We start from the raw sequence: 23755 nt of genomic DNA, 5'->3' as shown, positions 1-23755 counted from the left end.
TCCGTGCCGGATCTAATTGGAATCGTCCTCTGGCCCTTGAAATGGGCCGTCGAGCTCGTGCTGGTCGGCTGGCACGCGCTCTTCACGGCCTTCGGTATGGCCCCCGCCGCCGGCCTGACCTGGGTGCTGTCGATCATCGGCCTCGTCCTGGTCGTTCGTGCCGCCCTCATCCCGCTCTTCGTGCGCCAGATCAAGAGCCAGCGCAAGATGATGGAGATCGCCCCCGAACTCCGCAAGGTGCAGGAGAAGTACCGGGGTAAGAAGGACCAGCTCTCGCGCGAGGCCATGAGCCGCGAGACGATGGCGCTGTACAAGAAGCACGGCACCACACCCGTCTCCAGCTGCCTGCCCCTCCTTGTGCAGATGCCGATCTTCTTCGCGCTCTTCAGCGTGCTGAACGACGTGTCCAAGCACGCCAACAGCGGGCAGGGCGGCGTGGGTCTGCTCACCCCCGAACTCACGCGCGAGTTCTACGATGCCCGTCTGTTCGACGTGGCATCCATGCATGTGAACCTCGTGACCGCGTGGGGCCAGCCCGATGGTCAGGTCACCGTTGCGATCCTGCTGACCCTGGTCGTGCTGATGATCGCGTCGCAGTTCTTCACTCAGCTGCAGATCATCTCGAAGAACCTGTCGCCCGAGGCCAAGACCGGTCAGGCGTACCAGATGCAGAAGATCATGCTGTACATCCTGCCGCTGGCCTTCATCTTCTCGGGTGTCTTCTTCCCGCTCGGTGTCGTCATCTACTGGTTCGTCAGCAACCTGTGGACGATGGTGCAGCAGTTCGTCGTCATCCGTGAGATGCCGACCCCCGGCTCGGACGCCGCCAAGGCCCGCGAGGAGCGTCTGGCTCGCAAGGGCAAGGCGATCGATTCCAGTGGCAAGGTCGTTCCGATCGAGAAGTACGAGGCCGAGCAGCGTCGCCTGTTCGAAGAGGCCGAGCGCGCCCGCGCCGCTCAGCCCAAGCGCCAGCAGCCCGTCGGCAAGCAGCGCGCCAAGAAGCAGCAGCAGTCCGCGAAGGGTTCGGGAGCCGCGCCGCGGACGCCCGCGAAACCCGGCACGGAATCCCCCTCCTGAATACCCGGAGACCATGATGACGACGTCCGAGCAGATCGCGCCCGACCACACCGCCGCCACTGACGAGCAGCTCGAGCAGGAAGGCGACATCGCCGCCGACTTCCTCGAGGGGCTCCTCGACATCGCCGACATCGATGGCGACCTCGCCCTGGATGTGCGTGCCGGCCGTGCCTACGTTTCGGTGGAGGCCGACGATGCCGCTGCGCTGTCGACACTCTCGCACCCCGACACCGTTCAGGCGCTGCAGGAGCTCACGCGACTGGCGGTGCAGAACTCGACCGGTCGTTTCTCGCGGTTGATCCTCGACATCGGCGGGTCGCGTGACGCGCGTCAGCGTCAGCTGGAGACGCTCGTCGACCGCGCCATCCAGCGTCTCGACGAAGGGGCTTCGCAGGCGTCGCTGCCGGCCATGTCGAGCTATGAGCGGAAGCTCGTGCACGACATCGCCGCCGACCGTGGGTACGCCTCCGAGTCGTTCGGTGAGGGTGCCGACCGCCACACCGTGCTGCGCCGCGGCTGAGCCGTTCGACATGGAGAGCGAACTCGAAGCGGAACCGGATGCCGCGGCGACGGTGTTCGGCGAACGAATCGACCTCGCGCGCCGCTTCACCGCGGCACTGGCCGAACACGGCGAGCAGCGTGGGCTGATCGGTCCGCTCGAGGTTCCGCGCCTGTGGACACGGCACATTCTCAACAGCGCCGTCGCGGCTCCGTTCTTCACCGGGCGGGTGGCGGACGTCGGCTCCGGTGCCGGGCTCCCAGGGCTCGTGCTGGCGATCGCGCGGCCGGACGTCGAGTTCACGCTCATCGAGCCGATGGAGCGGCGGACCGTCTGGCTCACTGAGCAGGTCGACGCCCTGAGGCTCGACAACGTCACCGTGGAGCGCTTGCGCGCCGAGGAGTGGTCGAAAGGTCGCGTCTTTGACGTCGTGACCGCACGTGCGGTCAGCGCGCTGCGCACACTGATCCCCTGGACGGCACCGCTCGCCCGTGTGGGCGGCCGGCTCGCTTACCTGAAGGGGGCGAACGTCGCCGCCGAAGTCGACGCGGCTGAGAAGCAGATTCGTCGCTTCGGCGTCACGGATGTCCAGGTCCATGTCGTTGGTGACGGCGTGATCGACGAACCGACGCGGGTTCTGACTGCCACCGTCGCGAAATAGATCAATTCTCATTGAATGGGATTCAGATCCCAGGCGCGTACATGGCGGACCGTCGTGGCTTTCGGGTACGTGCCGCGGTCGGCGGACAACTCGAAGATGTCGATGAGCAGCATCATCGGGTACGACGGGGCTTGTGAGAAGCGGGCGACGACCCGACCTTCGCATCCGATGGTGACGACTCCCTCGGCCCACTCCACAGCCCAGGTGAGAAAGGTCCCGGCGTCGTGATCGACCGAGGCTGTGACCATGTCGTTGGTCAGTCTGTCGTCGTGATGAGCCTTGATCCCGCACCGCACGCGTGTGCGCGGGCCGATGGCATCCGCATCGATCTCGGCGACGCAGATCTCCCCCGCGTCGCGCGGATCCTCGTGTTCGGTTCCGACCAGCCATATCGCGGTCATGCAATCGGGATCCCTACTCGCGCGGAGCGTGACCTCCACCCGTCCGGCGGTCGGAGCGAACGCTAAGCGGGAGGGTGTCACGGTACGCACGCGCAGCCCGTCGGGACGGTGGCGGTGGATGCCTCGGCGCGACCCCACGGGTCCGGAGAATGTCGCGGTCTGCAGATTGGACACCCGAAGCGGGGCGTCCTCCTCGCGCCAGTCGGGTTGACCCTTCTCGATCAAGAGGTCGAGACCGGCGGGGGTGAACCTCGTCCGCGCTCGTGAGCGGTCGGGTGTGGTCCAGTGCGGCAGGTAGTGCGGCACCCATACATCGTTCAGGATGCCACCAGAGAAGTCATCGTCGATATCGGCCGGGCGTGCGGGTGCAGAGGGGAACGCGTCGCCGCAGCAGGGAGTCATGGACCTCAGTGTGCCGTGAGGCTCCGACATTCAGTCGGCGCGCTCCCCTGGCCCTGTTTCACGTGAAACGTGGTGAATCCGCACGGGCGGCGCCGAGCGGTGAGGAAGGCGAGAGGGGCGACTTTGCGCTGCAGGTGATCGAACTGCGTCGGTTCCACCGTCCTCTGACGCGGGCGCCCGCCGGCCTACGACGATCCCCCGCGAGCGCGCGGCGCGGCGGCGTCGGGTGTGTGGTGCACGCGGTACGGACGCCGTCGGGAGTGTACGGTGGCCGCAGAGGGGTCCGGAAAGGCACATCGCCGGCGGCGGTGTGTGACGTTGGGACCCCATCGCGGCGGAGCAGCGGACGACGAGGACCGAGAAGTTGAGGTCTGGCGATCGCGGCAAGGGTCTCGCAGCTGTTGGTTCCGGTGACGTCGAGCGGTACCAAAGTCCGACCGGGCCGTCCGTGGGCAGGGGCCTTCTTCGGGCTCCAGGACACATGATCGATAACGCTGCGCGCGGATGCCGCCTCACGCCCTGCGGAGAAGCGACGGGCGAGCATTTGCGGTGTACATGGCGTTGGGGGGCGTTCCGGGGCGCGCGGCCCGACGTACGCGCGTGGTGGAGTTCAGCGGCACGCCCGGACCCACGGCTTTGGGCCATGGCATTTCGATCGCCGCGTCAGTGCTGGCCCCTCCCCCTGTGTCCGTTTCACGTGAAACATGTCTTGCACTAGGGAGGCAGTTGCATGCGGGCGTGGTGGGGCGATGTTCATCTGATGCGGTGTCCGGACGCGGGCGTGCCGGATGGCTGCTGCCGCCAGAGTGCCTATTCGCCCCTCGCGGTGAGCGGCCCGGGGGGCCTTGGCGACGTCAGAACATCGCAACCTCTCGAGGAGGGGTGTGCCGGGGGTTCGACGTCATTGCTGCACTCCGCGGAGTCGCGGCAACGGCGGCCGACCAGTTCCGACACTCGACGAAGGTTATCGATGCAAGGGTCGGTAGACGTCGAGGGCGCTGGGAATGCCGACCAGGGAGAGGCTGAGGCCGCCGGCGGTGTTGGAAGATGACGCTTTTGAGTTCCTGGTTTGGGTGTGCCGTGCGACAAAGATGTTCGTGAGTTCGCGGCCCCGGCTGTAGCGCTCGCCCGGGGTGTGGACCCGAGAGCGCATGTGCGCGTGGTCAGAGCGGCACAGTGTGTAGGCCCCATTCGCGACCACTCCCCCACGTGTGGGCTGGCGGGGTACCTAGAGGGTCGTACGGGGAAAGTGGATGATCATGCTCGTCGGTGCCCGCGGCCGGCGTGTCTGTACGACGGCCACCATTTGAGGTCGCCAGGGCGCAGTGATGGGGGTGAGGCGGCGGAAACGATGCATACCGCCGGGTGCGAGTGATGGCCAGTGCTCCCATCCGGGTGTCCGTCGCGAGGAGGTGCGGCGTCTCCCGGCGTTGTCACCGATTTCATCGGTGCATTCGCGCCAGGCGCGAGCAGCGTGTCGCGCCCCTCGCTCTCTTGGGCGGGGTGTGCGATAACAAGACGCTGCATCGATGCTGCGGGCGCACACTGTGACCGGATGCCTCGAAGGCGGCGACCAGGGTGATCACCCCAGGAGCGGCCCGCTGAGGCGTGCCCTTAGAGCAGGGTGACGCGCACAGAAGGTGATCCCTGCTCGAGTCGACCGGTCTCGCTGTGCAGTCGGCGGGCGGACTCTCGCGACGGAGGCTATGGCGATGTTTCACGTGAAACGCCCAGAGAAGGCGTCAGGCTGTACGGCGCGGTCCGCACGCCGCTTCCACCCCATGTGACTCGCTCGCGAGCGTGCAGCTGCGCGGCTGCGGCTGCGGCTGTCAATCACGGCAGTTCCTCCGTCCAGCTGGAACGATCCGCCAGGCACCGCCACCATCTGTGGACGACCCCCAAAACGCGGCAGGCGAGCTTGATCGGCCAGTCTGGTAATGCCCGCTGAACGCGGGCGGCGTGGACGAGTCCCCCGTTCCCTGGGGGCCCGTTGGGTCTCAGGTGCGCGATCACGTTCCCGCCATGCTTGCCGCTCATTGCGGCCACGGCGCCAACCCCGTGCTCGGTCGGACCCACGTCGTGCCCGCTCGGACCCAGGCCGTGCTGGGGCGGACCCCGCACCGTGCGCGCTCGGACCCACACCGTGACGGCTCGGAACCGGCGGTCTGCAGCACTCCCGCCGCGCAGTCTGCGATGGCCGCATGGCGACCACCTCCGCAGCAGCCGTGCAGCGATCGGCCGACGTCGACGGTGATCGCGAGGGCGTGACCGGGAGGGCGTGATCGGGAGGGCGTGATCGGAACGGGCGATGTGCGGGAGTGTCGCGCGTGCGGTCCTCTGCGCGGTCCGAGGACGGATTCCGTGCGGCTAGAGCGATCAGTCGATGTCAGCGCTCAGCGACGGCGCAGGGCGGGAGCGTGTGCCGAGTGGCCGTGTCGCGCGCACGGCCTGCTCTGGCGGCCGAATGACGGAGCCTGCGGCGCGGGCAACGATCAATCGATCGCGGCATCGGTCAAGAACGCACGATGGGGGGCGCGCACCGGGCGGCGGTGTTTCGCACGGCGCTGCACGGTGGGCCTTCGACGCACGGGGCAGTGGAGGTGCTGCGGTCGGTCGTTGTCGCCGGTGGTTCAGAGCGCCTGATGAGCAACGCGCGTTCGTCGGCAATGGCGGACGCGGTCTACCCATGTCGCCCGCCGATGCACCGCACAGCAGCCACGCGGCGTCTGCCTGTGGGCGACGGAAGTGCGGACGAATCCGACGTGATCGCGTCCAGGCTTTGAGGTCGCGCGAAGTCGTCACCGCGTCCTCTGTAACAGGCGCATCCTCGCTGTCTTCTGCGTCGACGGCCGTTGCTCTGCCGCCATGAGCGACGCCCTCGTTGCTCCGCTGATCGGGTGGGCCGTGCCCACCCCGCCGCGCGAGGACCGCGTGACCACCATGCAGCTGCGCTGCCGACCCCCACGACCAAATGTTTCACGTGAAACACGCCCCGGCACAACCCGTGCACTCGGGCGAGAACGCCTCGCTAGAGCCCGTGCATCGCATCCGAAACGATCACACCTGTCCGCGACAGCGGCCCCGCAGTGTCTCCACAACGGGCCACGCAACGTGCCAGATCCACGCCGCCATCGGGCGCCCCACGCAATCTCCCCACCGCCCTGGCGATCCTGCCCTCTGTGGCGCAGCCGCACCGCAGGTCGGCCGACGGCTCACGGCCCGACGCGAGAGTGCCGCAAACTTGAGTCGGGCCGGACGTCTTCAGCCACGCCCGAACTCCCCCGCGAAGGCAGTACCGCGACGCGTAGACTGGGAACGTTGTCCCCGGAGATGAAGGAGCGCGTTTCACGTGAAACAGTCCGGTGAGTCGTCCGGCTCCACCTCCTTCGAGGACTCCCCTATCGCACGTGAGCTCGCTGACCTGTCGGCTCGGCGTCGAGCGCTGGAGGCTGTCGAAGTGAGCTTGTCGGGTCGCACCCGCGTCTTCACGGTGTCGAACCAGAAGGGCGGAGTCGGCAAGACAACCACCGCGGTCAACATCTCTGCCGCCCTCGCGGCGCTCGGCGCGAAAGTACTCGTGATCGATCTCGACCCGCAGGGCAACGCGTCGACCGCTCTCGGTGTACCGCATAACGCGGACACCGCGAGCATCTACGACGTGCTGATCGATGAGTTCCCTCTCGCTGACATCATTCAGACGAGTCCGGAGTCTCCGAATCTGCTCTGCGCGCCGAGCACCATCCATCTCGCTGGTGCAGAGATCGAGCTCGTTTCGCAGGTCGCGCGCGAGCACCGCTTGCGGGGCGCTCTCCGCGACTACCTCGCGGACGACGCTCACCACCTCGACTTCGTCATCATCGACTGCCCTCCGTCTCTCGGTCTCCTGACGATCAACGCCTTCACTGCGGCCGACGAAGTTCTCATCCCCATTCAGTGCGAGTACTACGCCCTCGAGGGACTGAGCCAACTGCTCGGAAGTGTGCAGATGATCCAGAAGCACCTGAACCCGGCGCTCCACGTGTCGACGATCCTGCTGACGATGTACGACGGACGGACGCGTCTCGCTCAGCAAGTCGCGGATGAAGTACGAGAGCATTTCGCCGACGAGGTTCTTCGCACGGTGATCCCTCGCTCTGTCCGAGTGTCGGAAGCGCCGAGTTTCGGTCAGACCGTCATCGCGTACGATGGCCACTCAGCGGGCGCGATCGCCTACCGCGAAGCTGCGGTCGAGATCGTCGGACGCGACACCACCACGAAGGAAGACTGATGGCCAAGAGAACCGGACTGGGCCGCGGTATCGGTGCCCTCATCCCCACGGCGGAATCGTCGGAGTCTCGCCCGGTCGACGTGTTCTTCCCCGGAGCAGCAGCACCCGAAAAGTCTCAGAAGACGTCGAAGGCGGAAGAGACGGACGACGGCGCCACCTCGGATGCCGAGCTCGTCAGCGTTCCCGGCGCGCGTCTCGTGCACATCGACCCGCAGTCGATCGTTCCGAATCCACGTCAGCCCCGAACGCACTTCGACCCGGAAGACCTCGCCGAGCTGGTGCACTCGGTCCGCGAGTTCGGCGTGCTGCAGCCGGTGGTCGTTCGCGACAAGGGCGACGGAACGTACGAACTCATCATGGGAGAGCGCCGCACGCGGGCATCGCGTGAGGCGGGACTGACGTCGATTCCCGCGGTGGTCCGCGAGACCGAGGATGAATACCTTCTCCGCGATGCGCTGCTCGAGAACCTGCACCGCTCGCAACTGAACCCGCTCGAAGAGGCATCCGCTTACCAGCAGCTCCTCGAGGACTTCGGCATCACGCAGGAGGAGCTCGCGACGCGTATCGGTCGCTCGCGCCCGCAGATCAGTAACACGATCCGACTGTTGAGGCTGCCCGTCCTCGTGCAGCAGCGCGTCGCCGCAGGCGTCCTCAGTGCCGGCCACGCTCGGGCGATCCTGTCGCTCGACGACCCCCGCGAGATGCAGAAGCTCGCCGACAAGATCGTGAATGAAGACCTGTCGGTGCGTGCTGCGGAGGCTGCCGCGAAGATGCCCGGTGTGGCACCTGTTCGTCAGAAGCCGAAGGCGGGATCGCGCCGCTCTGGTCTGGATGACATCGCCGAACGCCTCGGCGACCGGTTCGACACGAAGGTCCGAGTCTCCCTCACGGCGAGAAAAGGCCAGATCAGCATAGATTTCGCCACGATCCAGGATCTCAACCGGATCCTCGCTGTCCTCGGTGAGGACGGCTACACGGGCTGAGCCGTAGAGCATTCCCCTCTCGGCATACGCTGGGAGAGGCGGCTCGGCGGGCCCTCTGTCAGGGGGTCGACGTAGGCTTGATGGGTGACCGCGAAAGACCAGAGCCCTCGCCGCCGCGCCAGCCTCGAGCTGCTGCGAGCCGAAGCCTCGGACGAGCTCGCTGTCCTCATTCACGAGCGTCTGCGCGGGGGTGAAGACCCGTGGGAGTTCATGGAAGACCTGCCCAGCGTCGACGAGCTCGTCGTCCTGACGTTGCGGGCCGAGAACATCGCCGAGAACGGTGGCGTACGCTCGAATCGCTCCCGCAACTACCGGGTGCTGCGTCAGATCGCCCTGGACTATCCCCCGCTGACGCGGGCGGTGTGGCGCATCCTGGGTGAAGACGAGCCGTACCGACGCTGGGATGCCTCCGTCCGTCTCGACGTTCCCTGAGCCGCTACTGGACCGCGCGTACTGCTGGCACGCCTTCGCCGGATGCCGCCTCTGGTCCACACCGCTCCACCTGTGACCCTGTCTTCCTTGGTGACGCCGGGCTGTCGGCATCCTGGAACGAAGAAAGCCCCCGACATCTCAGGGATGCCGGGGGCTTTCAGTGCGAGCGGGGGTCAGCCGATGAAGGCCTGAAGGTCCTGCTCGAGGGCGTACTTGGGCTTCGCGCCGATGATGGTCGTCTTGACCTCACCGCCCTGGAAGACCTTCATCGCGGGGATGGAGGTGATCTGGTACTTCATCGCGAGATCGGGGTTCTCGTCGACGTTGAGCTTCAGGATGGTGATCTTGTCGGCGTTCTCGGACTGGATCTCGTCGAGAACCGGGCTGACCATACGACACGGTCCGCACCACTCGGCCCAGAAGTCCACGAGAACGGGGCCCTCGGCCTGCAGGACGTCCTGCTCGAAGGTCGCGCTGGTCGTCGCCTTGGCGGTCATGTGCATATCTCCTTAGATGGAAGCGTTACCGAGGGAAACCCCGGTGAGCGCGGGTTTATTCCTCAAACGACAGCGGCGTCGGGGAGGCCTTCGATGGGGCTCTCGGCGACGGCGGGCTCGCCCGCTTCACCGCGCGCGGCGAGGAAGTGCTCCACGTCGAGAGCGGCCACGGTGCCGCTGCCGGCTGCCGTGATGGCCTGGCGGTACGTCGGGTCGATCACGTCGCCGGCGGCGAAGACGCCTTCGACCGACGTGCGCGACGAACGACCGTCGACCCAGATGGTCCCCTGCTCGGTGAGCTGCAGCTTGTCGTGCACGAGGTGCGTGCGCGGGTCGTTGCCGATCGCGACGAACAGGCCGTCGATGGCCAGGTCGCGCTCGGTCCCGTCGACGGTGGAGCGCAGACGCACACCGTTGACCGCCTCCTCGCCGAGGATCTCGGCGACCTCGCTGTTCCAGACGAACTCGATCTTGGGGTTCGCGAAAGCGCGCTCCTGCATGATCTTCGAGGCGCGCAGCGTGTCCTTGCGGTGGATGATGTAGACCTTCGACGCGAACTTGGTGAGGAAGTTCGCCTCCTCCATCGCCGAGTCGCCGCCGCCGACGACCGCGATGGTGCGCTCGCGGAAGAAGAACCCGTCGCACGTGGCGCACCACGAGACTCCGCGGCCGGAGAGGCGCTCCTCGCCCTCGAGACCGAGCTTGCGGTAGGCGGAGCCGGTCGCGTAGATGATCGACGCGGCCTCGTGCACCTTGCCGCTGCCGAGGGTGACCTTCTTGACGGGGCCGTCGAGCTCGAGCGAGACGACGTCGTCGTAGAGGACCTCGGCACCGAAGCGCTCGGCCTGCGCCTGCATCTTGGCCATGAGGTCGGGTCCGAGGATGCCATCGGGGAAGCCGGGGAAGTTCTCGACGTCTGTCGTGGTCATGAGGTCGCCACCGGCTTCGACGGAACTCGCCACGACGAGGGGTTCGAGGTTGGCTCGGGCGGCGTAGATCGCGGCCGTGTAGCCGGCCGGGCCCGATCCGATGATGATGACGTGACGCACGGTAGCGCGTTCCCTTCGTTGATTCCGTCGGATGAAACCCATGCTAGCCCCGAGGTATTCCTCGGGACCGGGGCTAGCGTCGGGGCAGGAAGCGCCGACCGAGGGCCAGCGCCGGGGCGAGTTCGGGAGTGCGCAGGAGCGCCAGGATGCCGAGATACACCACGAGCACCACGGAGCCGATCACGGCGGCTCCGGCGGCTCCGGCCAGGGCGCTGCTGGTGGTCCAGCCCCGGGGTCCGCCGAGGAGCAGCAGGACGCCGACACCGGCCGCCGCTGCCGGGAGGGCGGCGAGGGTGAACTTCAGCAGGGCGAGGAGCCAGGCGCCGGTGCCGATGCCGGACAGCCTTCGGTGGAGGAGGGCCGTGGCCACGACGACCTGGACGATGCTCGCGATCGACTGCGTGAGGGCGACGCCCGCCGCCAGCTCGCCACGATCGAGGATCGCGCCGGCGGCCAAGGCGCCCCCGGCGACGAGTGCGCACTGCAGGAGGGTGAAGAAGAAGGGCGTGCGCGTGTCGTTGTAGGCGTAGAACGTTCGCTGCACGACGAAGAGGACGGCGAGCGGGACGAGGCAGACCAGGAAGCACAGCAGTACGGGCGCTGCGGCCGCCGCCTGCTCGGGACCGTTGGTGAAGATGCGGCTGGCGGGCACAGCGGCGACGGCGAGGGCCGCGGTGGCCGCGACGACGAAGAACCCGAGGGTACGAATGCTGCGCGAGATGTCGGCGCGCACCTCGTCGTCACGGCCGGCGGCGGCGTGTTCGCTGAGCTGCGTGAAGTAGGGCGTTCCGATCGAGAGCACGATGATCGAGTAGGGCAGCATGAACAGCAGCCAGGCGTTCTGAGAGGCGAAGATCGCGGGGTCGTCGCCGGAGGCGCCTGAGAGCACGTTCGACTGCACGATGCCGGCGAGCTGCCCCGCGACCACCATCAGGAACGTCCACCCCGCGAGGCGTCCGATGTGGCGCAGTCCCACGCCCTTCCACTGGAAGTCCGGCCGCAGGGCGAGACCGGCGCGGCGCCAGAAGAACAGCAGCACCAGGGTCTGCACGACGATGCCCAGGGTGGCGGTGCCGCCGAGCACGGCGATCATGCCCGGGGTCCAGGCATCCACCCGGGTCTGGGGACCCCCGAACACCAGGATGAATGCGCCGAAGCCGAGGATCGAGACGATGTTGTTGACGATCGGTGCCCACGTGTACGGGCCGAAGACGCGGCGGGCGTTGAGGATCTCGCCGAGAAGCGCGTAGAGGCCGTAGAAGAACACCTGCGGCAGGCACCAGTACGCGAACGCCGTCGACAGGGCGAGCTGGTCGGGGCTGAACCTGCTGGCGTACACCTGCACGAGCAACGGTGCGGCGATCATCGCCAGCGCGGTCGCCGCGAGCAGTCCCACGGTCCCGAGCGTGAACAGCTTCGAGATGAAGGCCTGACCGCCGTCGGCGTGCGCGGCCGCCTTCACGATCTGCGGGACGACCACCGCGGTCAGCAGGCCCGTGGAGATGATGGCGTAGATGTTGTTCGGCAGCTGGTTGGCGACCGCGAACGCGTCACCCGCACCGCTGATCGACCCGATCGCCGCGACCAGCACGATCGTGCGCACGAGACCGCTCACGCGGGAGACGATCGTCCCCGCTCCGATCAGGACGCTCGCCCTGCCGATGCTGCTCACGCGGGGTTCTCCTGCTCGGGTTCGGGAAGGGCGGGATCCTGGGGCGCGTTCGCCTCGGCGGCCGAAGCCCCGGATGCCGAAGCCCCGGATGCCGATGACCCGGATGCCGAAGCCCCCAGTTCCGGCTGTGCCTCGGCCGCGCGAGCCCGCCGGCGGCGGCCGATCGTCCGCAGCACGCCGATGCCGAGGAAGATCACGACGAGCACGATGATGATGATCAGGCCGATGCTCTCCCACTCGGCGCGCACCTCGACCTGCACACTCTGCCGTGCGCCGATGGGCTCGCCGGTGGGGCTGTACAGCTGCATCGCGACGTCGACCTCGCCGTTGGCGATGCGGGCCTCGACCGGAACCTCGACGCGCGTGTTCGCGGCAGCCTGGGCGTCGATCGGGGTGCTCGCCTGAACGCGAAGGCGGGCGTCGTCGGGCTGGGATCGCAGTACGACGGAGACGGGCCAGGGCAGATCGTTGCGCACCCAGGGACGTAGGGGCGCGCTCGAGCTGACGAGACGGAAATCGGATGAGAGGATGCCGACGGAGTCGAGCGTGGTCTGCGTGGCGGCGCGGTGATCGGCGACGGCCTGGCGGGCGGCATCCCCCGTCCAGGCGACGCTCAACACCTGGAGCACCTCGGCGCGTTCACGCCCCGTGAGCAGTTCGGGCTGATCGAGGATCGTCGCGAAACGGTCGATCGTGGCCTCGTCGGAGAGGAGGCCACTGAGCTCAGCGGCTCGAGCGGCGTTGGAGGACCCTTCTCCGAGAGCGACCTCCGCGCGGGCGGCGCCGGCGATCCCCGCCAACGTCGACGGGATGTATCCGGGGGCGGATGCCACCGCGCCCAGGGTGGCGCGCAGGCTCACGCGCGACCGGTCCGTCCCGCGGTCCAGGACGGCGAGCACGGGTCGGTCGGCCGCTCCCGTGCGGGCGAAAGCCAGGTGGCCCGACGCGGCGGCCAGGGCCGCTCCCCGGCGGGCGGTGTCGTTCTCGCCCGCGGCGGTGGTGAGGGCGGCGGACACCTGCGCGTCGTACACGGGGGTCGCGACCCCGCCGACCGTCGCGTTCGCCGTCGGGGGATCGCCCGTGAGGTTGCTCGAGGCGACGAGGACGCGCGCGGCGGCGGTGTCGGTGCCCAGCGCCCCCAGGGCCGTCACGACGGAAGAGTCGACGGAGCCCGTCGCGGGCCAGAAGACGGCCTGGTCGGCGTCCCCGATGTCGAGCAGGGCAGCGAGGTCGGGGAACGCCGGCTGACCGGGGTCCGGCGACGCGGCGGGGCTCGGTGTCGTCACCGACGACTCCGCCTGCAGGAAGTCGGCGGCCGCCATGTACGACTGCAGCGACGTCGGCGCCAGCGGAGCCGGCAGCCCCGCATGGATCTGCGCGGAGAGGTCGGCGTCGCCGAACTGGAGGGCGAACCGGTCGTTGGGGAGGGCGAGCAGTCGCTGCAGCCAGGCGACGGCGGTGGGCGGTGCCGACGAGCCGAGCACGCGGATGGCCGCGGGGATCGCCGGATCGACGGCGAGGGTCGCGAGGGAGCCGTCGACGGCGTCGAGCTGCGCCGAGAGCGGACCGTCCACCGCCGTGAGGTCGGCGAGCTCGCTCGCGGTCAGCAGGCCTCGGGTGCGGGGCGCCGCGGTGATCGGCACGACGACGGCGAGAGGCGTGGCCGCGCCGTCGGCGGGGATGACGACGACGGTGGGCGCCTGGACCGACGCTCCCCCGCTCGTCTGGGCCAGCACCGGGTACACCCCGGCGCCGCGACCGGCGAGGGCGGGGTCGGTGCCCGCCACCGTGAACGACACCGAGGTCTGCGCGGCCGGGGCTACGGCATCCAGGGTGCCCGTGGCGATCTGCTGCAGCGTGACGCCCGTCGCGTCGCCGCCGAGCCACCGCGTGAGGGCGGCGTCGTCGGCCAAGGGGGCGGTGCCGATCGACAGTGTCGCCGAGCTCGACGGGATGGTCACCTCGCCGGGGTTGGCGAGGGTGGCCAGGACCGCGAGGGCGTCGCCCGGGCGCAGGATGCCGTTGCCGGCGGGGGAGGCGGCCAGGGTCGGCGTCGTGGCCTCGGCGGAGGGAGCCGGCGTCTGTGTCGCGGCGGTGGCCGCGGCGGGGGCGGCGAGTCCGATCGCGAGGGCGGCCGCGGCGAGGGTCGCCAGCAACCGGCGCGTGAGAGAGCGCCGTGGCACGGGTGAGCCCGAGGGCAGGGAGGTCACGGTCATACGAGCGTCGGCGGGCGAGGCGGCCTCGCACCGCGACGAGTCTAGGCCCGCCCACCTCGGAGCCCCCCGATAGCCTCGCGCAGACGGTTGAATGGACCGGTGCTCCCCGAACCCGACCCGACCCTGTGCCGTGCCCTCGCCGACGACCTGCGCTCCGCGGGATATGCCGGCGCCGCGTTGCGCGACGCCTGGGGGGCCCAGGCCGACGACGCCGTCGCCCGAGGTCTGCGCGGACCGGCGGAGCGAGCCCTCGGCGACCGCCGCGACGCCCTCGCCGTCCTGGGACGGCTGTGGGGTCTGGGCCTCGAGGTCTCCCGTGAGGACGCGGAGGCGGCGATGCCTGCTCTGAGCCTCGACGGTGCAGCGGCCCTCGGGCTCCTCTCCGTCGACGGAGACCGTGTCGTGCCCGCGGTGCTCGTGCGACCCCAGCCCTTCGCCGATGCCGACGGCGAGGTCGAGTGGTGGATCGCGAGCGACCTCGACGAGGCGGCGTTGGGCGGCCCGCTCCCCGAGGACCATGTGCTGGGTGTCGGCGGGGCCTCGCAGACCCTCGCGCGGCTCCAGCTCACCTGGCGCGGCGGAACGGCGCTCGATCTGGGCACGGGCTGCGGCATCCAGGCCCTTCGACTGCGACGGCTGGTCCCCCGGGTCGTCGCGACCGACATCTCCGAGCGTGCGCTGCGCTTCACACGGCTGAACGCGCTCCTCAACGACGTCGACGGCATCGAGACGAGGCTCGGCTCGCTGTTCGAGCCCGTCGCGGACCAGGTGTTCGACCGGGTGGCATCCAATCCCCCGTTCGTCATCACGCCGCGTGTCGCCGGCGTCCCCGCGTACGAGTACCGTGACGGCGGGCTGGAGGGCGACGCGCTCGTCGCCTCGGTGATCACGGGCGTCGCCGCGCACCTCGCGCCGGGCGGCGTCGTGCAGTCCCTCGGCAACTGGGAATACCGCGACGGCGAGTCGGGCCTCGATCGGGTGCGCGAATGGGTCGGACCGTCGCTGGACGCCTGGGTGATCGAGCGCGAGGTGCTCGATCCGCTCGCCTACGCGGAACTGTGGGTGCGCGACGGGGGGACGGTCCCGGGGACGCCCGCGTACGCGCGGCTCATCGACGCGTGGCTCGACGATTTCGCGGCCCGCGGGGTCACGGGCGTCGGCTTCGGGTACGTCCTGCTGCGGCGCCCGCTCGCCGGGGCCCCGACCCTCGCGCGCTACGAACGCGTCGCGGGCGGCGGCGAGTCGGTGTTCGGGCCGCACCTCGCGGCGTGCCTCGAGAACCACGACCGGGCCGCCCTGCTCGACGACGAGGGACTGGCATCCGCCGTCCTCCGTTTCGCACCCGACGTGACCGAGGCGCGTCATCACCGTCCGGGCGAGGAGTCGCCGTCGGTGATCGAGCTGCGCCAGGGCGGCGGATTCGCCCGCACGATCGAGGTCGACTCGGCGCTCGCCGCCCTCGTCGGGGCGTGCGACGGCGACCTGCCGGTGGGCGCGCTCGTCGACGCGATCGCGCAACTCCTGGAGGTGGATGCCGCCGAGCTCCGCGCCGACGTCCTGCCGCGGGTGCGCGAGCTCATCGTCACCGGCTTCCTGACGTTCGCCGACGCCTGAGGCGCGCCGTCCCCCGTGTGCCGTCGGCCCGGGCGCGGCGGCCGGGGCGCGGCGGCTCGGGGCGTGCGGGGCGGCGCGGGGCGGTGCGGGGCGGGGCACGAGCGCAGCGCGGCCCGGCGGCGGCGAACGTCCCGGTTAGGCTCGAAGGCATGCTGAACATGGCCGACGGTGTCGCGCGCCTGGGTGAGCTCGCCGAGCATCCCGTGGTGGCGACCCTGGCACGCGTGTTCGCCGACGCCGGTCGGGACCTCGCGCTGGTCGGCGGTCCGGTGCGCGACGCGCTGCTCGGACGCACGACCCACGACTTCGACTTCACGACCGACGCGCGCCCCGACGAGATCCTTGCGCTCGTGAAGCCCGTGTCGTCGGTGCAGTGGGACGTCGGCCGTGCCTTCGGCACCATCGGCGCCAAGGTGCGGGGCGAGCAGGTCGAGATCACGACGTACCGCGCCGACAGCTACGACGGAGTGACCCGCAAGCCGACCGTGGAGTTCGGCGAAACGCTCGAGGCCGACCTCAGTCGCCGCGACTTCACCGTCAACGCGATGGCCCTGCGCGTTCCCGCGCGCACGCTCGTCGACCCCACCGGCGGAGTCGAAGACCTGCTGGCCCAACGCTTGCGCACCCCCATCGACCCCGCGGTCAGCTTCGGCGACGACCCGCTGCGCATGCTGCGCGCCGCCCGGTTCTCGTCGCAGCTCGACTTCGCCGTCGACCCCGAGACCCTGGATGCCATCACCGAGCTGCGCGGCACCCTCGGGATCGTGAGCCCCGAACGCGTGCAGGCCGAGCTCGTGCGGCTGCTCCAGACCGACGACCCGGTGCGTGGCATCCGGGTCCTCGTCGAGACGGGCCTGATGGAGGAGTTCCTGCCCGAGATCCCGGCGCTGCGGCTCGAGGTCGACGAGCACCACCACCACAAGGACGTCTACGAGCATTCGCTCACCGTGCTGCGTCAGGCGATCGCGCTCGAGAAGCAGCGGCATCCCGGTGCCGGTCCCGACGTGCCGCTGCGCTTGGCCGCGCTGCTGCACGACATCGGCAAGCCGGCCACGCGTCGTCTGGAGCCGGGCGGGGGCGTGACCTTCCACCACCACGACATCAAGGGTGCGCGCATGGCGCGCAAGCGCCTGCAGGCGCTGCGGTTCGACGCCGCGACGACGACGGTCGTGTCGCGCCTGGTCGAGCTGCACCTGCGGTTCTTCGGTTACGCCGAGGGGGCGTGGACGGATGCCGCCGTCCGCCGGTACGTCCGCGACGCCGGCGACGAGCTCGAACGCCTCCACATCCTCACGCGGGCCGACGTGACCACGCGCAACAAGCGGAAGGCTCAGCGCCTGGCATCCGCCTACGACGACATCGAGGCCCGCATCGTCGCGCTGCGCGAGCAGGAGGAGATCGACGCGATCCGCCCCGAGATCGACGGCAACCGCATCCAGGAGATCCTGGGACTCAAGCCCGGTCGCGAGGTCGGCGAGGCCTATCGCTTCCTGCTCGACCTGCGCCTCGACGAGGGCGTGCTCGGCGAGGCCGAGGCCGAGAAGCGCCTCCGCGAGTGGTGGGCCGCGCGGGCCTGAGGTTGGTCCGCACGTTTCGGGCCGTGACGGGTTTGGGGCGTGGATCGTGCAGCGGGGCGGTCACTGTCCGCCCCGCTGCACGGATCGCGCCCCATGCCCAACCACACGCACAACGGGGCGTGATCCGGCCCCCCAATCCGCCGAATCACGCCCCGAAGTTCCGGATGCCTCGTCGTCCTCGTCGCCTTCCTGCTCCAGGGCCGCGACCACGAGGTGCGTGAGGTCGATGCTCACGATCCTGGGCTGGTCGCTCATGGCGTCGGCGCTGCCGGGGTCGGCGTCGGCTGCGGTGTGACGTCGGCCTCTGCTCCGGTGGTGGGGGCCACGCCCGTCGGGACCGGCTGGACGCGGAGGAAGGGGAACGTCGGCTCCGTGGCCCGCTCGACGTCCTCCGCCGGGTCCCAGCTCATCACTCCCGCCGGGATCTCGCGCAGCGGGTAGATGTTCCACGCATCGGCGGCACCGGGGGCCGTGTAGGGAACGGGCACAGGACCGCCTCCGCCGTAGAAGTAGCTGTCGAAGGGAGCCTCGCCGTTCGCGTTGCCCACGGTCGTGAGCGCAGTGCCGTTCTGGTCGAACAGCTGCACCGTCGGGATCGGGTTGCCGTCGGCGTCGAACGCGTAGATGTTGCGGACGCGTTGGCCGTCGAGGGAGAGCCCCGACGTGTACGGCGCGGCCATGCCGTCACTCGGCACATCCCACACCAGGGACCGTAGATCGCCGCCGATCGCCGCGAGCGTGAAGGGCGTCGCCAGAACGGTGACGACAGTCACCGCGGTGCGGATGCCGCGCACGACCGCATTGGGCGCCCATCGTCCGCGACCCCATTGCACGCTCAGCACCAGCAGGGCTGCCAGGAGCACGATTCCGGGGAATTGGAGCGCCCCGATCAGGTGAGCGACCATGCCCGACATCGAGCGGTAGCCCGACCAGAAGAACGGCCCGATCATGAGGTACAGCACCACCGCGCGGAGGACCCACCAGATCGGACGAAGGGATGCCAACAGGTCGAGCAGCCAGGCGGCGCCCGGGTTCCGTCGGATCTGGGTGTCGGCCGACGCCCGGAAGTCCGCGAGGCGCTTACGGATCGTGGGGCGCTTGTCGACGGGTGCGCTGTCGCTGCGGTCCGGGAGTCCCGCGGCGGCGCGCAGTTCGGCGGCGTACGTCGTGGCATCCGGGAGGGTGAAGTCATCGCCGGCCTCGGCCGCCTGGTCGGACAGATCAGCCTCGAGGCCGTCGAGCAGATCGTCGACGTCGTCGGTCGGGAGGTCGTCGAGGTGCGCGCGGACGGCGGCGGCGAAGGCCTGGATGTCGTCGCGAACGGGCGTGGTGATCATCGGGCGTCTCCGATCGTGCGCAGGACCGTGGGGCGGGCGGTGTCGTCGAGCAGGTTCGTCATGGCCGTGGAGAAGTGTGCCCAGCTCGCGCGCTGCGCATCGAGCAGCTCGCGGCCCTGGGCGTTGATCGCGTAGTACTTGCGGTGCGGTCCGCCGTCCGAGGGGACGACGTAGCTCGACAGCGCCCCGGCGGAGTACAGCCGTCGCAGCGTCCCGTACACCGAGGCATCCCCCACCTCACCGAGCCCCGCATCGCGGAGTCGCCGCACGATGTCGTACCCGTACCCGTCATCGTGCTGGACGACCGCGAGCACAGCGGCATCCAGCACTCCCTTCAGTAGCTGCGTCGTATCCACGCGCGCCCCCTTTCGCTTGTCTGTGAGGGACAGTACCACGCGATGCGCGGTAGTGCGCGGTGCGTATGCCTCCCTGGTCGGTCAGGGGCGCGAAACGTGCAGTGGGGCGGTGATTGCGCGCCCCACTGCACCGATCACGCTCCGAACGCCCGGCCGCGGCGCCGTGCTTACGGGACGACGACCGCGCGCCCGCGCACCTCGCCGTGGTGGAGGCGCTGGTACGCCTCGACCGCGGACTCGAAGCCGTAGCGCTCGACGTGCACTCCGACGGCGCCGGTGCGGGCGAGGTCGAGCACCTCGATGAGCTCGCTGCGCGTGCCCCAGTACGGCGCACGCACCGCGGCGCCCATCGGCGTCGAGAAGAAGCCGGTGGGGAGGATGCCGCCGCCGATACCGACGATGTGGATGAAGCTGTCGATCGCCGCGACCTTTCGCGCCAGGTCGATCGTGGGCTGCACGCCGACGAAGTCGAACACCGCCGCCGCGCCGAGGCCGCCGGTCAGCTCGCGGATGCGCTCGGCGGCGTGCTCGTCGGAGGTCACCGTGTGGTGCGCGCCGACCTCGCGGGCGAGGGCGAGCTTGTCCTCGCCGAGGTCGACCGCGATGACGGTGACTTCCGAGATGGCCCGGAGGATCTGCACGCCGACGTGCCCGAGCCCGCCGACGCCGATCACGACGGCGGTGGCACCGGGATACAGCTTCTCCTTCGCCGAGACGATCGCGTGGTACGGCGTCAAGCCGGCGTCGGTCAGCGACACGGTCTCGACGGGGTCGAGGTCCCCGAGCGGAACGAGGTGCCGCGGATCGTCGACGATGACGTACTCGGCCATCGCGCCGGGGCTGCCGAGTCCGGGCGGGGTGATGCCCAACTCAGCGGCGTGCGGGCAGTAGTTCTCGGCGCCCTTCGCGCACGCGTGGCAGCGGCCACAGCCCCACGGGCCGTAGATGGCGTAAGCGGCACCGATCTCGACGCCCTCGACGCCCTCACCGAGCTCATCCACCACACCGGCGCCCTCGTGGCCCAGGGTCAGCGGAAGACCGTACGTGTACTGCTCCTCCGGCAGGTCCATCACGAACCAGTCCGAGTGGCAGAGTCCCGCCGCCGTCACCCTGAGGCGCACCTGCCCGGGGCCCGGGTGCGGGTCTTCGATGTCGACGACCTCGGGTCCTTTACCGATCTCGCGGTACTGCACTGCCTTCATGGCATCCCTTTCTCTCGTTCCGTGCACCGTGCGTCCACGCTCCCGCTTCGCGTGCGGGGGTTGACGGCGATTTCTGCTGATCGAGAGGGTTTCGCGCGGGCAGAGTGAGGGGATGGATGCCGTCTTCCACGCCTGCGTGCCGCTGGCACCCGGTACCTCGTCGCTGCTGCCCGTGAGTGCACTGGCGGCGGTGGACGGCGATGCTCATCGGGCCGCGCTCGAGAAATACGACGACACCCCCGAGAGGCGGCGATTGCGCGACACGGTCATCCCGGGGATGGGTCGGCGGTGGACGGAGGTCGTCTTCCTCTCTCCCGTGCACCCGCACGCGATCTGGCAGGCGTGGGCCGAGATCCGGGGACGCCGGCGACCGCCCATGGAGTTCTGGGCCATCCCCGCTGCGGATCTCCCCGAGGGCAGCGTCGTGCTGGACCGCACGCTGACCGCCACGGGCGATCCCATCGACCCGCGAGAGGTCACCCCGTTCGACCGAGCGTCTCACCGAGCCGCCCTGACCACGACACCCCAGAACCGTGCCTGGCTCGAGCAATGCGCGCGTCGCGGGGTGAGCGGAGCGTGGTTCCACGGCATCCCGCATGTTCTGGCGCCGGATCCGGTCCCTCTGGAGCACGCCCACGTCGTCTCGTGGGAGGTCGCGCCATAGCGGGGCGCTTTTTGTGCACCGGGGCGATCGATGACCGCCCCGGTGCACCGATCGCGCCCGGTGAAGCGGAACCTCCCGCGCCGGCCCCACCCGACCTACACTGGACGCACCTCCGTCACCGACGCGTCGCGGGATCGGAGATGCGGGAGCTACGCGCGCTCGCCGCCGACGATGACCTGCTGAATGGTGAGCTCGGCGGGTTCCACCAGGAGGAGATCTGCCGGGGATCCGGGCGACAGGGAGGCCAACCCCGGCCGCGCCGCCGGGGTGAGACGCGCGGGAGTCGCTGCCGCCGCCTCGAGCGCGCGGTCGAGCCCGACGTCCGGCATCCGCGCGACCCGCCGGAACCCGTCGAACAGGGTCGCCGCGGCGCCGGCGAGCATGTCGGAACCGAGGTGTCCGAGACGCAGATCGGCCGACAGGCTGACTCGGCCACCGACGGGCGTCTCGTACTCGCCCGGGGGAAGACCGCCCAGAGCCGTGAGGTCCGAGACGAGGTAGGCCCGCCCCGGACCTTTCGCCCGCATCATCGCGCGCAGCGTCTCGTCCGGCAGATGATGCCCGTCCGCGATGAGGCCGACGGTGACGCGGTCGTCGTCGAGCAGTGTCCAGATCGGGTTCGGATGCCGCGGCAGCATCGTCGGGATGCCGTTGCCGAGGTGAGTGGCCATCGTGGCGCCCGCGTCGACGGCGGCGCGGATCTGGCGGTGGTCGGCCGAGGTGTGACCGACCGAGACGACGACACCACGCCGCACGATGCGGGCGATGTGGTCGGCGGCATCCGCCGTGTGCGGGGACACCGTCACGATTCCGACCGGTCCCGCCTGGCTCCACCGCTCCACCTCGTCGGCGTCGAGGGGGCGGATCCACGCCCGGTCGTGCACCCCGGCCGCACCGTCGTCGGCAGAGATGAACGGGCCCTCGACGTGGGCGCACGGGATGGCGTCACGGACCCGTGGGTCTTTCGCGCGGGCGTCTCGTACGGCCCTCAGTGCGCGGACGATCTTCTCCTCGGGGGCCGTGATGACGGTGGGAACCCACGTGGTCGTGCCCACGGCGCGCAAAGCGGCGGTGATCTCGACGATGGTGTCGGAGCTGACATCGTCCGCGTTGACGTCCCACCCCGCGTACCCGTTGACCTGGACGTCGACGAGTCCGGGGAGGAGGAGCGGGATGCCATCGGCATCCGCGGTGGCTCGACGGACCACATCGACGATGACGCCGTCGCGCACCTCGATCCGCAGCACGGCGTCTCCGGCGGGGGCGAGGCCCTCGAAGACGCTCACAGCGCGACCACCCGGGGGGCGTACCGCGCCATGATCGCGGCGTTGTGCGCGTCTCCGCCGTCGGAGTAGCTCGACGCCCAGACCGGGGCGTCGGGGCCGAGCAGCCGCGCGCTCTCCGCCAAGGTCCACGTGAGCGCGAACGACTGGGCGGCGGTGGTGAGCGGCACGCCGAGCGGTCCCCCGTCGATCGTTTCGGCGTCGCCGGGGGGAACGCACGTGTCCACGTGGGTCGCGGCCAGCGTCGACAGAGCGGTACCGCCCTCGAGTCGACCCGGGTGATCCGCGTCCACGGCCCGCTCGCACGCACGGGACGAGAACCCGACCACCTGCGCCCCGCGTGTCGTGATCGCGCGGGCGATCTCGACGACCGTGGCGTTCACCCCGGCCGTGTTCACGACGAGCGCGACGTCGCCGGGCCCGATGCCGCTCGCGGCGACGATCTCCTCGCCGCGGCCGGGAGTGCGTTCCGCGCGGGTGGAGGCGCGAGCGCCGTTGGTGAGCAGCGTCGCCTCATCCAGCACGGGGGCCACGGCAGCGAGCATCCCGGGCCGGTAGAAGACGTCCTGGATCCCGAGGTGCGAGTGGGCTCCCGGGCCGAAGGCGTACACGAGGCGATCCTCTCGCACGGCCGAGGCGATGCGCTGTGCGGCGCGGGGCACGCTGTCGGGGTTCGCGGCGATGATCTCCGCGTACAGTGCGCCGACTCGCGCGGCGATCGTCGAGCCGAGCCCGGTCACGGCAGGGAAGGTGCGGACTGGACGTCGAGGAAGAGACGGACCCGCGGGTGCGTGCGCAGGGCGGTGCCGGGATGGGTTCCGCCGATCGGCTCGCTCAGCGCCTCGATCACGGCCTGCCGCTTCTGGCCACCGGGTACCGAGGCGATGATCTCTCGCGCGTTGAGCAGGCGGGGGATGGTCACGGTCAGCGCTCGCCGGGGGACGTCGTCCCGCGTGGCGAAGTGGCCTTCGTCGACCTGCTGCTGACGGCTGACGTCGTCGAGCTCGACCACGCGCACCCCACGAGGGTCGTCCAGCAGCGCCGGGGGGTCGTTGAACGCGAGGTGGCCGTTCACACCGAGCCCCAGGAGGACGAGGTCGAAGGGGTCGGTCCCCAGGACGGCCTCGTAGCGCTGCGCTTCGGCTTCGGCATCCCCGTCGGGACGCATCCGCTCGAAGCGGAGCCCCGGCACCCGCGAGATGAAGTGGCGCTCGAGCCAGTTGGCGAAGCCCTGCGGTGCGTCGTCGGGGAGGCCGAGGTAATCGTCCATGTGGAAGGCCACGACGCGGCTCCAGTCGATGCCGGGGGTGTTCGCGAGGGCCGCCAGCGTGTGCTCCTGGCTCGGTGCAGCCGCCAGCATGACGCGCACGTCGCCGCCGTCCGCGAGGCTTGTGCGCAGGACGGCGGCTGCCGCGTCCGCTGCCGCCGCCCCGAGGGCTTCCGGCGTGACGGACGTGACGATGGCGGGGCGGTGTTCGGTGCTCGTGGACACGATGAGGGGCTCCTTGCGGGATGGCGACGATGCGGCCACGATAATGACAAACGTTTGCACAAGCAACCGGAGGA

Annotated in this window: 20 protein-coding genes; 9 read left to right on the top strand and 11 right to left on the bottom strand. The window is 69.9% G+C overall.

What is annotated here, in order from left to right; translation table 11 throughout:
* Positions 1-3: 3 nt before the first annotated feature.
* Genes yidC through rsmG form a run of 3 tightly spaced genes read left to right on the top strand, consistent with a single transcriptional unit; the run spans position 4 to position 2237 of the window.
* The gene (gene yidC / locus LL239_RS02925) at positions 4-1077 is read left to right on the top strand and encodes a membrane protein insertase YidC (protein WP_228161957.1); all 1074 of its coding nucleotides are present in this window, start codon (positions 4-6) and stop codon (positions 1075-1077) included.
* Positions 1078-1090: 13 nt separating this feature from the next.
* Positions 1091-1597, top strand: coding sequence for a Jag family protein (locus tag LL239_RS02920; protein ID WP_374197606.1), 507 nt, complete (start codon positions 1091-1093; stop codon positions 1595-1597).
* A gap of 10 nt (positions 1598-1607) precedes the next feature.
* A complete protein-coding gene (gene rsmG / locus LL239_RS02915; protein WP_228161956.1) occupies positions 1608-2237 on the top strand; it encodes a 16S rRNA (guanine(527)-N(7))-methyltransferase RsmG in 630 nt (209 codons plus the stop codon).
* An 8-nt stretch (positions 2238-2245) separates the two neighbouring features.
* Here the strand turns inward: rsmG and LL239_RS02910 are convergent, their stop codons facing one another.
* Positions 2246-3040, bottom strand: a complete 795-nt coding sequence (locus LL239_RS02910) for a hypothetical protein (RefSeq protein ID WP_228161955.1) — start codon at positions 3038-3040, stop codon at positions 2246-2248.
* Between the two features lie 3349 nt (positions 3041-6389).
* Here LL239_RS02910 and LL239_RS02905 point away from each other — a divergent pair.
* The 3 genes from LL239_RS02905 to LL239_RS02895 all read left to right on the top strand — a co-directional run bounded on the left by LL239_RS02905 (position 6390) and on the right by LL239_RS02895 (position 8722).
* Positions 6390-7307, top strand: a complete 918-nt coding sequence (locus LL239_RS02905) for a ParA family protein (protein WP_308218555.1) — start codon at positions 6390-6392, stop codon at positions 7305-7307.
* Positions 7307-8290, top strand: a complete 984-nt coding sequence (locus tag LL239_RS02900; RefSeq protein WP_228161954.1) for a ParB/RepB/Spo0J family partition protein — start codon at positions 7307-7309, stop codon at positions 8288-8290. Before LL239_RS02905 ends, LL239_RS02900 begins: the two co-directional genes overlap by 1 nt.
* A gap of 84 nt (positions 8291-8374) precedes the next feature.
* Positions 8375-8722, top strand: a complete 348-nt coding sequence (locus tag LL239_RS02895) for a tryptophan synthase subunit alpha (RefSeq protein WP_228161953.1) — start codon at positions 8375-8377, stop codon at positions 8720-8722.
* A gap of 173 nt (positions 8723-8895) precedes the next feature.
* Here LL239_RS02895 and trxA read toward each other — a convergent pair whose 3' ends face one another.
* The 4 genes from trxA to LL239_RS02875 form a co-directional block, all read right to left on the bottom strand.
* Positions 8896-9219: a thioredoxin gene (gene trxA / locus LL239_RS02890; protein WP_228161952.1), complete on the bottom strand. Its 324-nt coding sequence runs from the start codon at positions 9217-9219 to the stop codon at positions 8896-8898.
* 62 nt (positions 9220-9281) lie between these two features.
* Entirely contained in the window at positions 9282-10268 is a 987-nt protein-coding gene (gene trxB / locus LL239_RS02885) for a thioredoxin-disulfide reductase (RefSeq protein ID WP_228161951.1), read from the bottom strand.
* 73 nt (positions 10269-10341) lie between these two features.
* Positions 10342-11940 (bottom strand): murein biosynthesis integral membrane protein MurJ, encoded by a 1599-nt coding sequence (gene murJ, locus LL239_RS02880; RefSeq protein WP_228161950.1) that lies wholly within the window; start codon positions 11938-11940, stop codon positions 10342-10344.
* Positions 11937-14156 carry a DUF6049 family protein gene (locus LL239_RS02875; RefSeq protein ID WP_228161949.1) on the bottom strand — a complete coding sequence of 740 codons (2220 nt, stop codon included), beginning with the start codon at positions 14154-14156 and terminating at the stop codon, positions 11937-11939. The genes murJ and LL239_RS02875 overlap by 4 nt, the downstream gene beginning before the upstream one ends.
* A 99-nt stretch (positions 14157-14255) precedes the next feature.
* Here LL239_RS02875 and LL239_RS02870 point away from each other — a divergent pair, with 99 nt between their 5' ends.
* Both LL239_RS02870 and LL239_RS02865 read left to right on the top strand, forming a co-directional pair.
* Entirely contained in the window at positions 14256-15770 is a 1515-nt protein-coding gene (locus LL239_RS02870; RefSeq protein WP_228161948.1) for a DUF7059 domain-containing protein, read from the top strand.
* A 149-nt stretch (positions 15771-15919) separates the two neighbouring features.
* Positions 15920-17347, top strand: coding sequence for a CCA tRNA nucleotidyltransferase (locus tag LL239_RS02865; RefSeq protein ID WP_228161947.1), 1428 nt, complete (start codon positions 15920-15922; stop codon positions 17345-17347).
* Between the two features lie 251 nt (positions 17348-17598).
* On the opposite strand, the gene LL239_RS02860 is transcribed toward LL239_RS02865, so the two are convergent.
* The 3 genes from LL239_RS02860 to LL239_RS02850 form a co-directional block, all read right to left on the bottom strand.
* The gene (locus LL239_RS02860) at positions 17599-18684 is read right to left on the bottom strand and encodes a hypothetical protein (protein WP_228161946.1); all 1086 of its coding nucleotides are present in this window, start codon (positions 18682-18684) and stop codon (positions 17599-17601) included.
* On the bottom strand, positions 18681-19040 hold the full coding sequence (locus LL239_RS02855) for a PadR family transcriptional regulator (RefSeq protein WP_228161945.1): 360 nt from the start codon (positions 19038-19040) through the stop codon (positions 18681-18683). The genes LL239_RS02860 and LL239_RS02855 overlap by 4 nt, the downstream gene beginning before the upstream one ends.
* A 167-nt stretch (positions 19041-19207) precedes the next feature.
* Positions 19208-20242, bottom strand: coding sequence for an NAD(P)-dependent alcohol dehydrogenase (locus LL239_RS02850; RefSeq protein ID WP_228161944.1), 1035 nt, complete (start codon positions 20240-20242; stop codon positions 19208-19210).
* A gap of 112 nt (positions 20243-20354) precedes the next feature.
* Here LL239_RS02850 and LL239_RS02845 point away from each other — a divergent pair, with 112 nt between their 5' ends.
* Positions 20355-20906, top strand: coding sequence for a hypothetical protein (locus tag LL239_RS02845; protein WP_228161943.1), 552 nt, complete (start codon positions 20355-20357; stop codon positions 20904-20906).
* A gap of 149 nt (positions 20907-21055) precedes the next feature.
* On the opposite strand, the gene LL239_RS02840 is transcribed toward LL239_RS02845, so the two are convergent.
* Genes LL239_RS02840 through LL239_RS02830 form a run of 3 tightly spaced genes read right to left on the bottom strand, consistent with a single transcriptional unit; the run spans position 21056 to position 23681 of the window.
* Positions 21056-22192 (bottom strand): N-acetylglucosamine-6-phosphate deacetylase, encoded by a 1137-nt coding sequence (locus tag LL239_RS02840; RefSeq protein ID WP_228161942.1) that lies wholly within the window; start codon positions 22190-22192, stop codon positions 21056-21058.
* Entirely contained in the window at positions 22189-22929 is a 741-nt protein-coding gene (locus LL239_RS02835) for a sugar isomerase domain-containing protein (protein WP_228161941.1), read from the bottom strand. The genes LL239_RS02840 and LL239_RS02835 overlap by 4 nt, the downstream gene beginning before the upstream one ends.
* The gene (locus LL239_RS02830; RefSeq protein ID WP_228161940.1) at positions 22926-23681 is read right to left on the bottom strand and encodes a 6-phosphogluconolactonase; all 756 of its coding nucleotides are present in this window, start codon (positions 23679-23681) and stop codon (positions 22926-22928) included. The genes LL239_RS02835 and LL239_RS02830 overlap by 4 nt, the downstream gene beginning before the upstream one ends.
* Between the last annotated feature and the right edge of the window lie 74 nt (positions 23682-23755).

The sequence above is a fragment of the Microbacterium testaceum genome, assembly GCF_020781835.1.
GTDB lineage: Bacteria > Actinomycetota > Actinomycetes > Actinomycetales > Microbacteriaceae > Microbacterium > Microbacterium testaceum_H.
The sequence above is the reverse complement of the archived record's forward strand: the minus strand, read 5'-3'. Positions and strand labels throughout refer to the sequence as shown.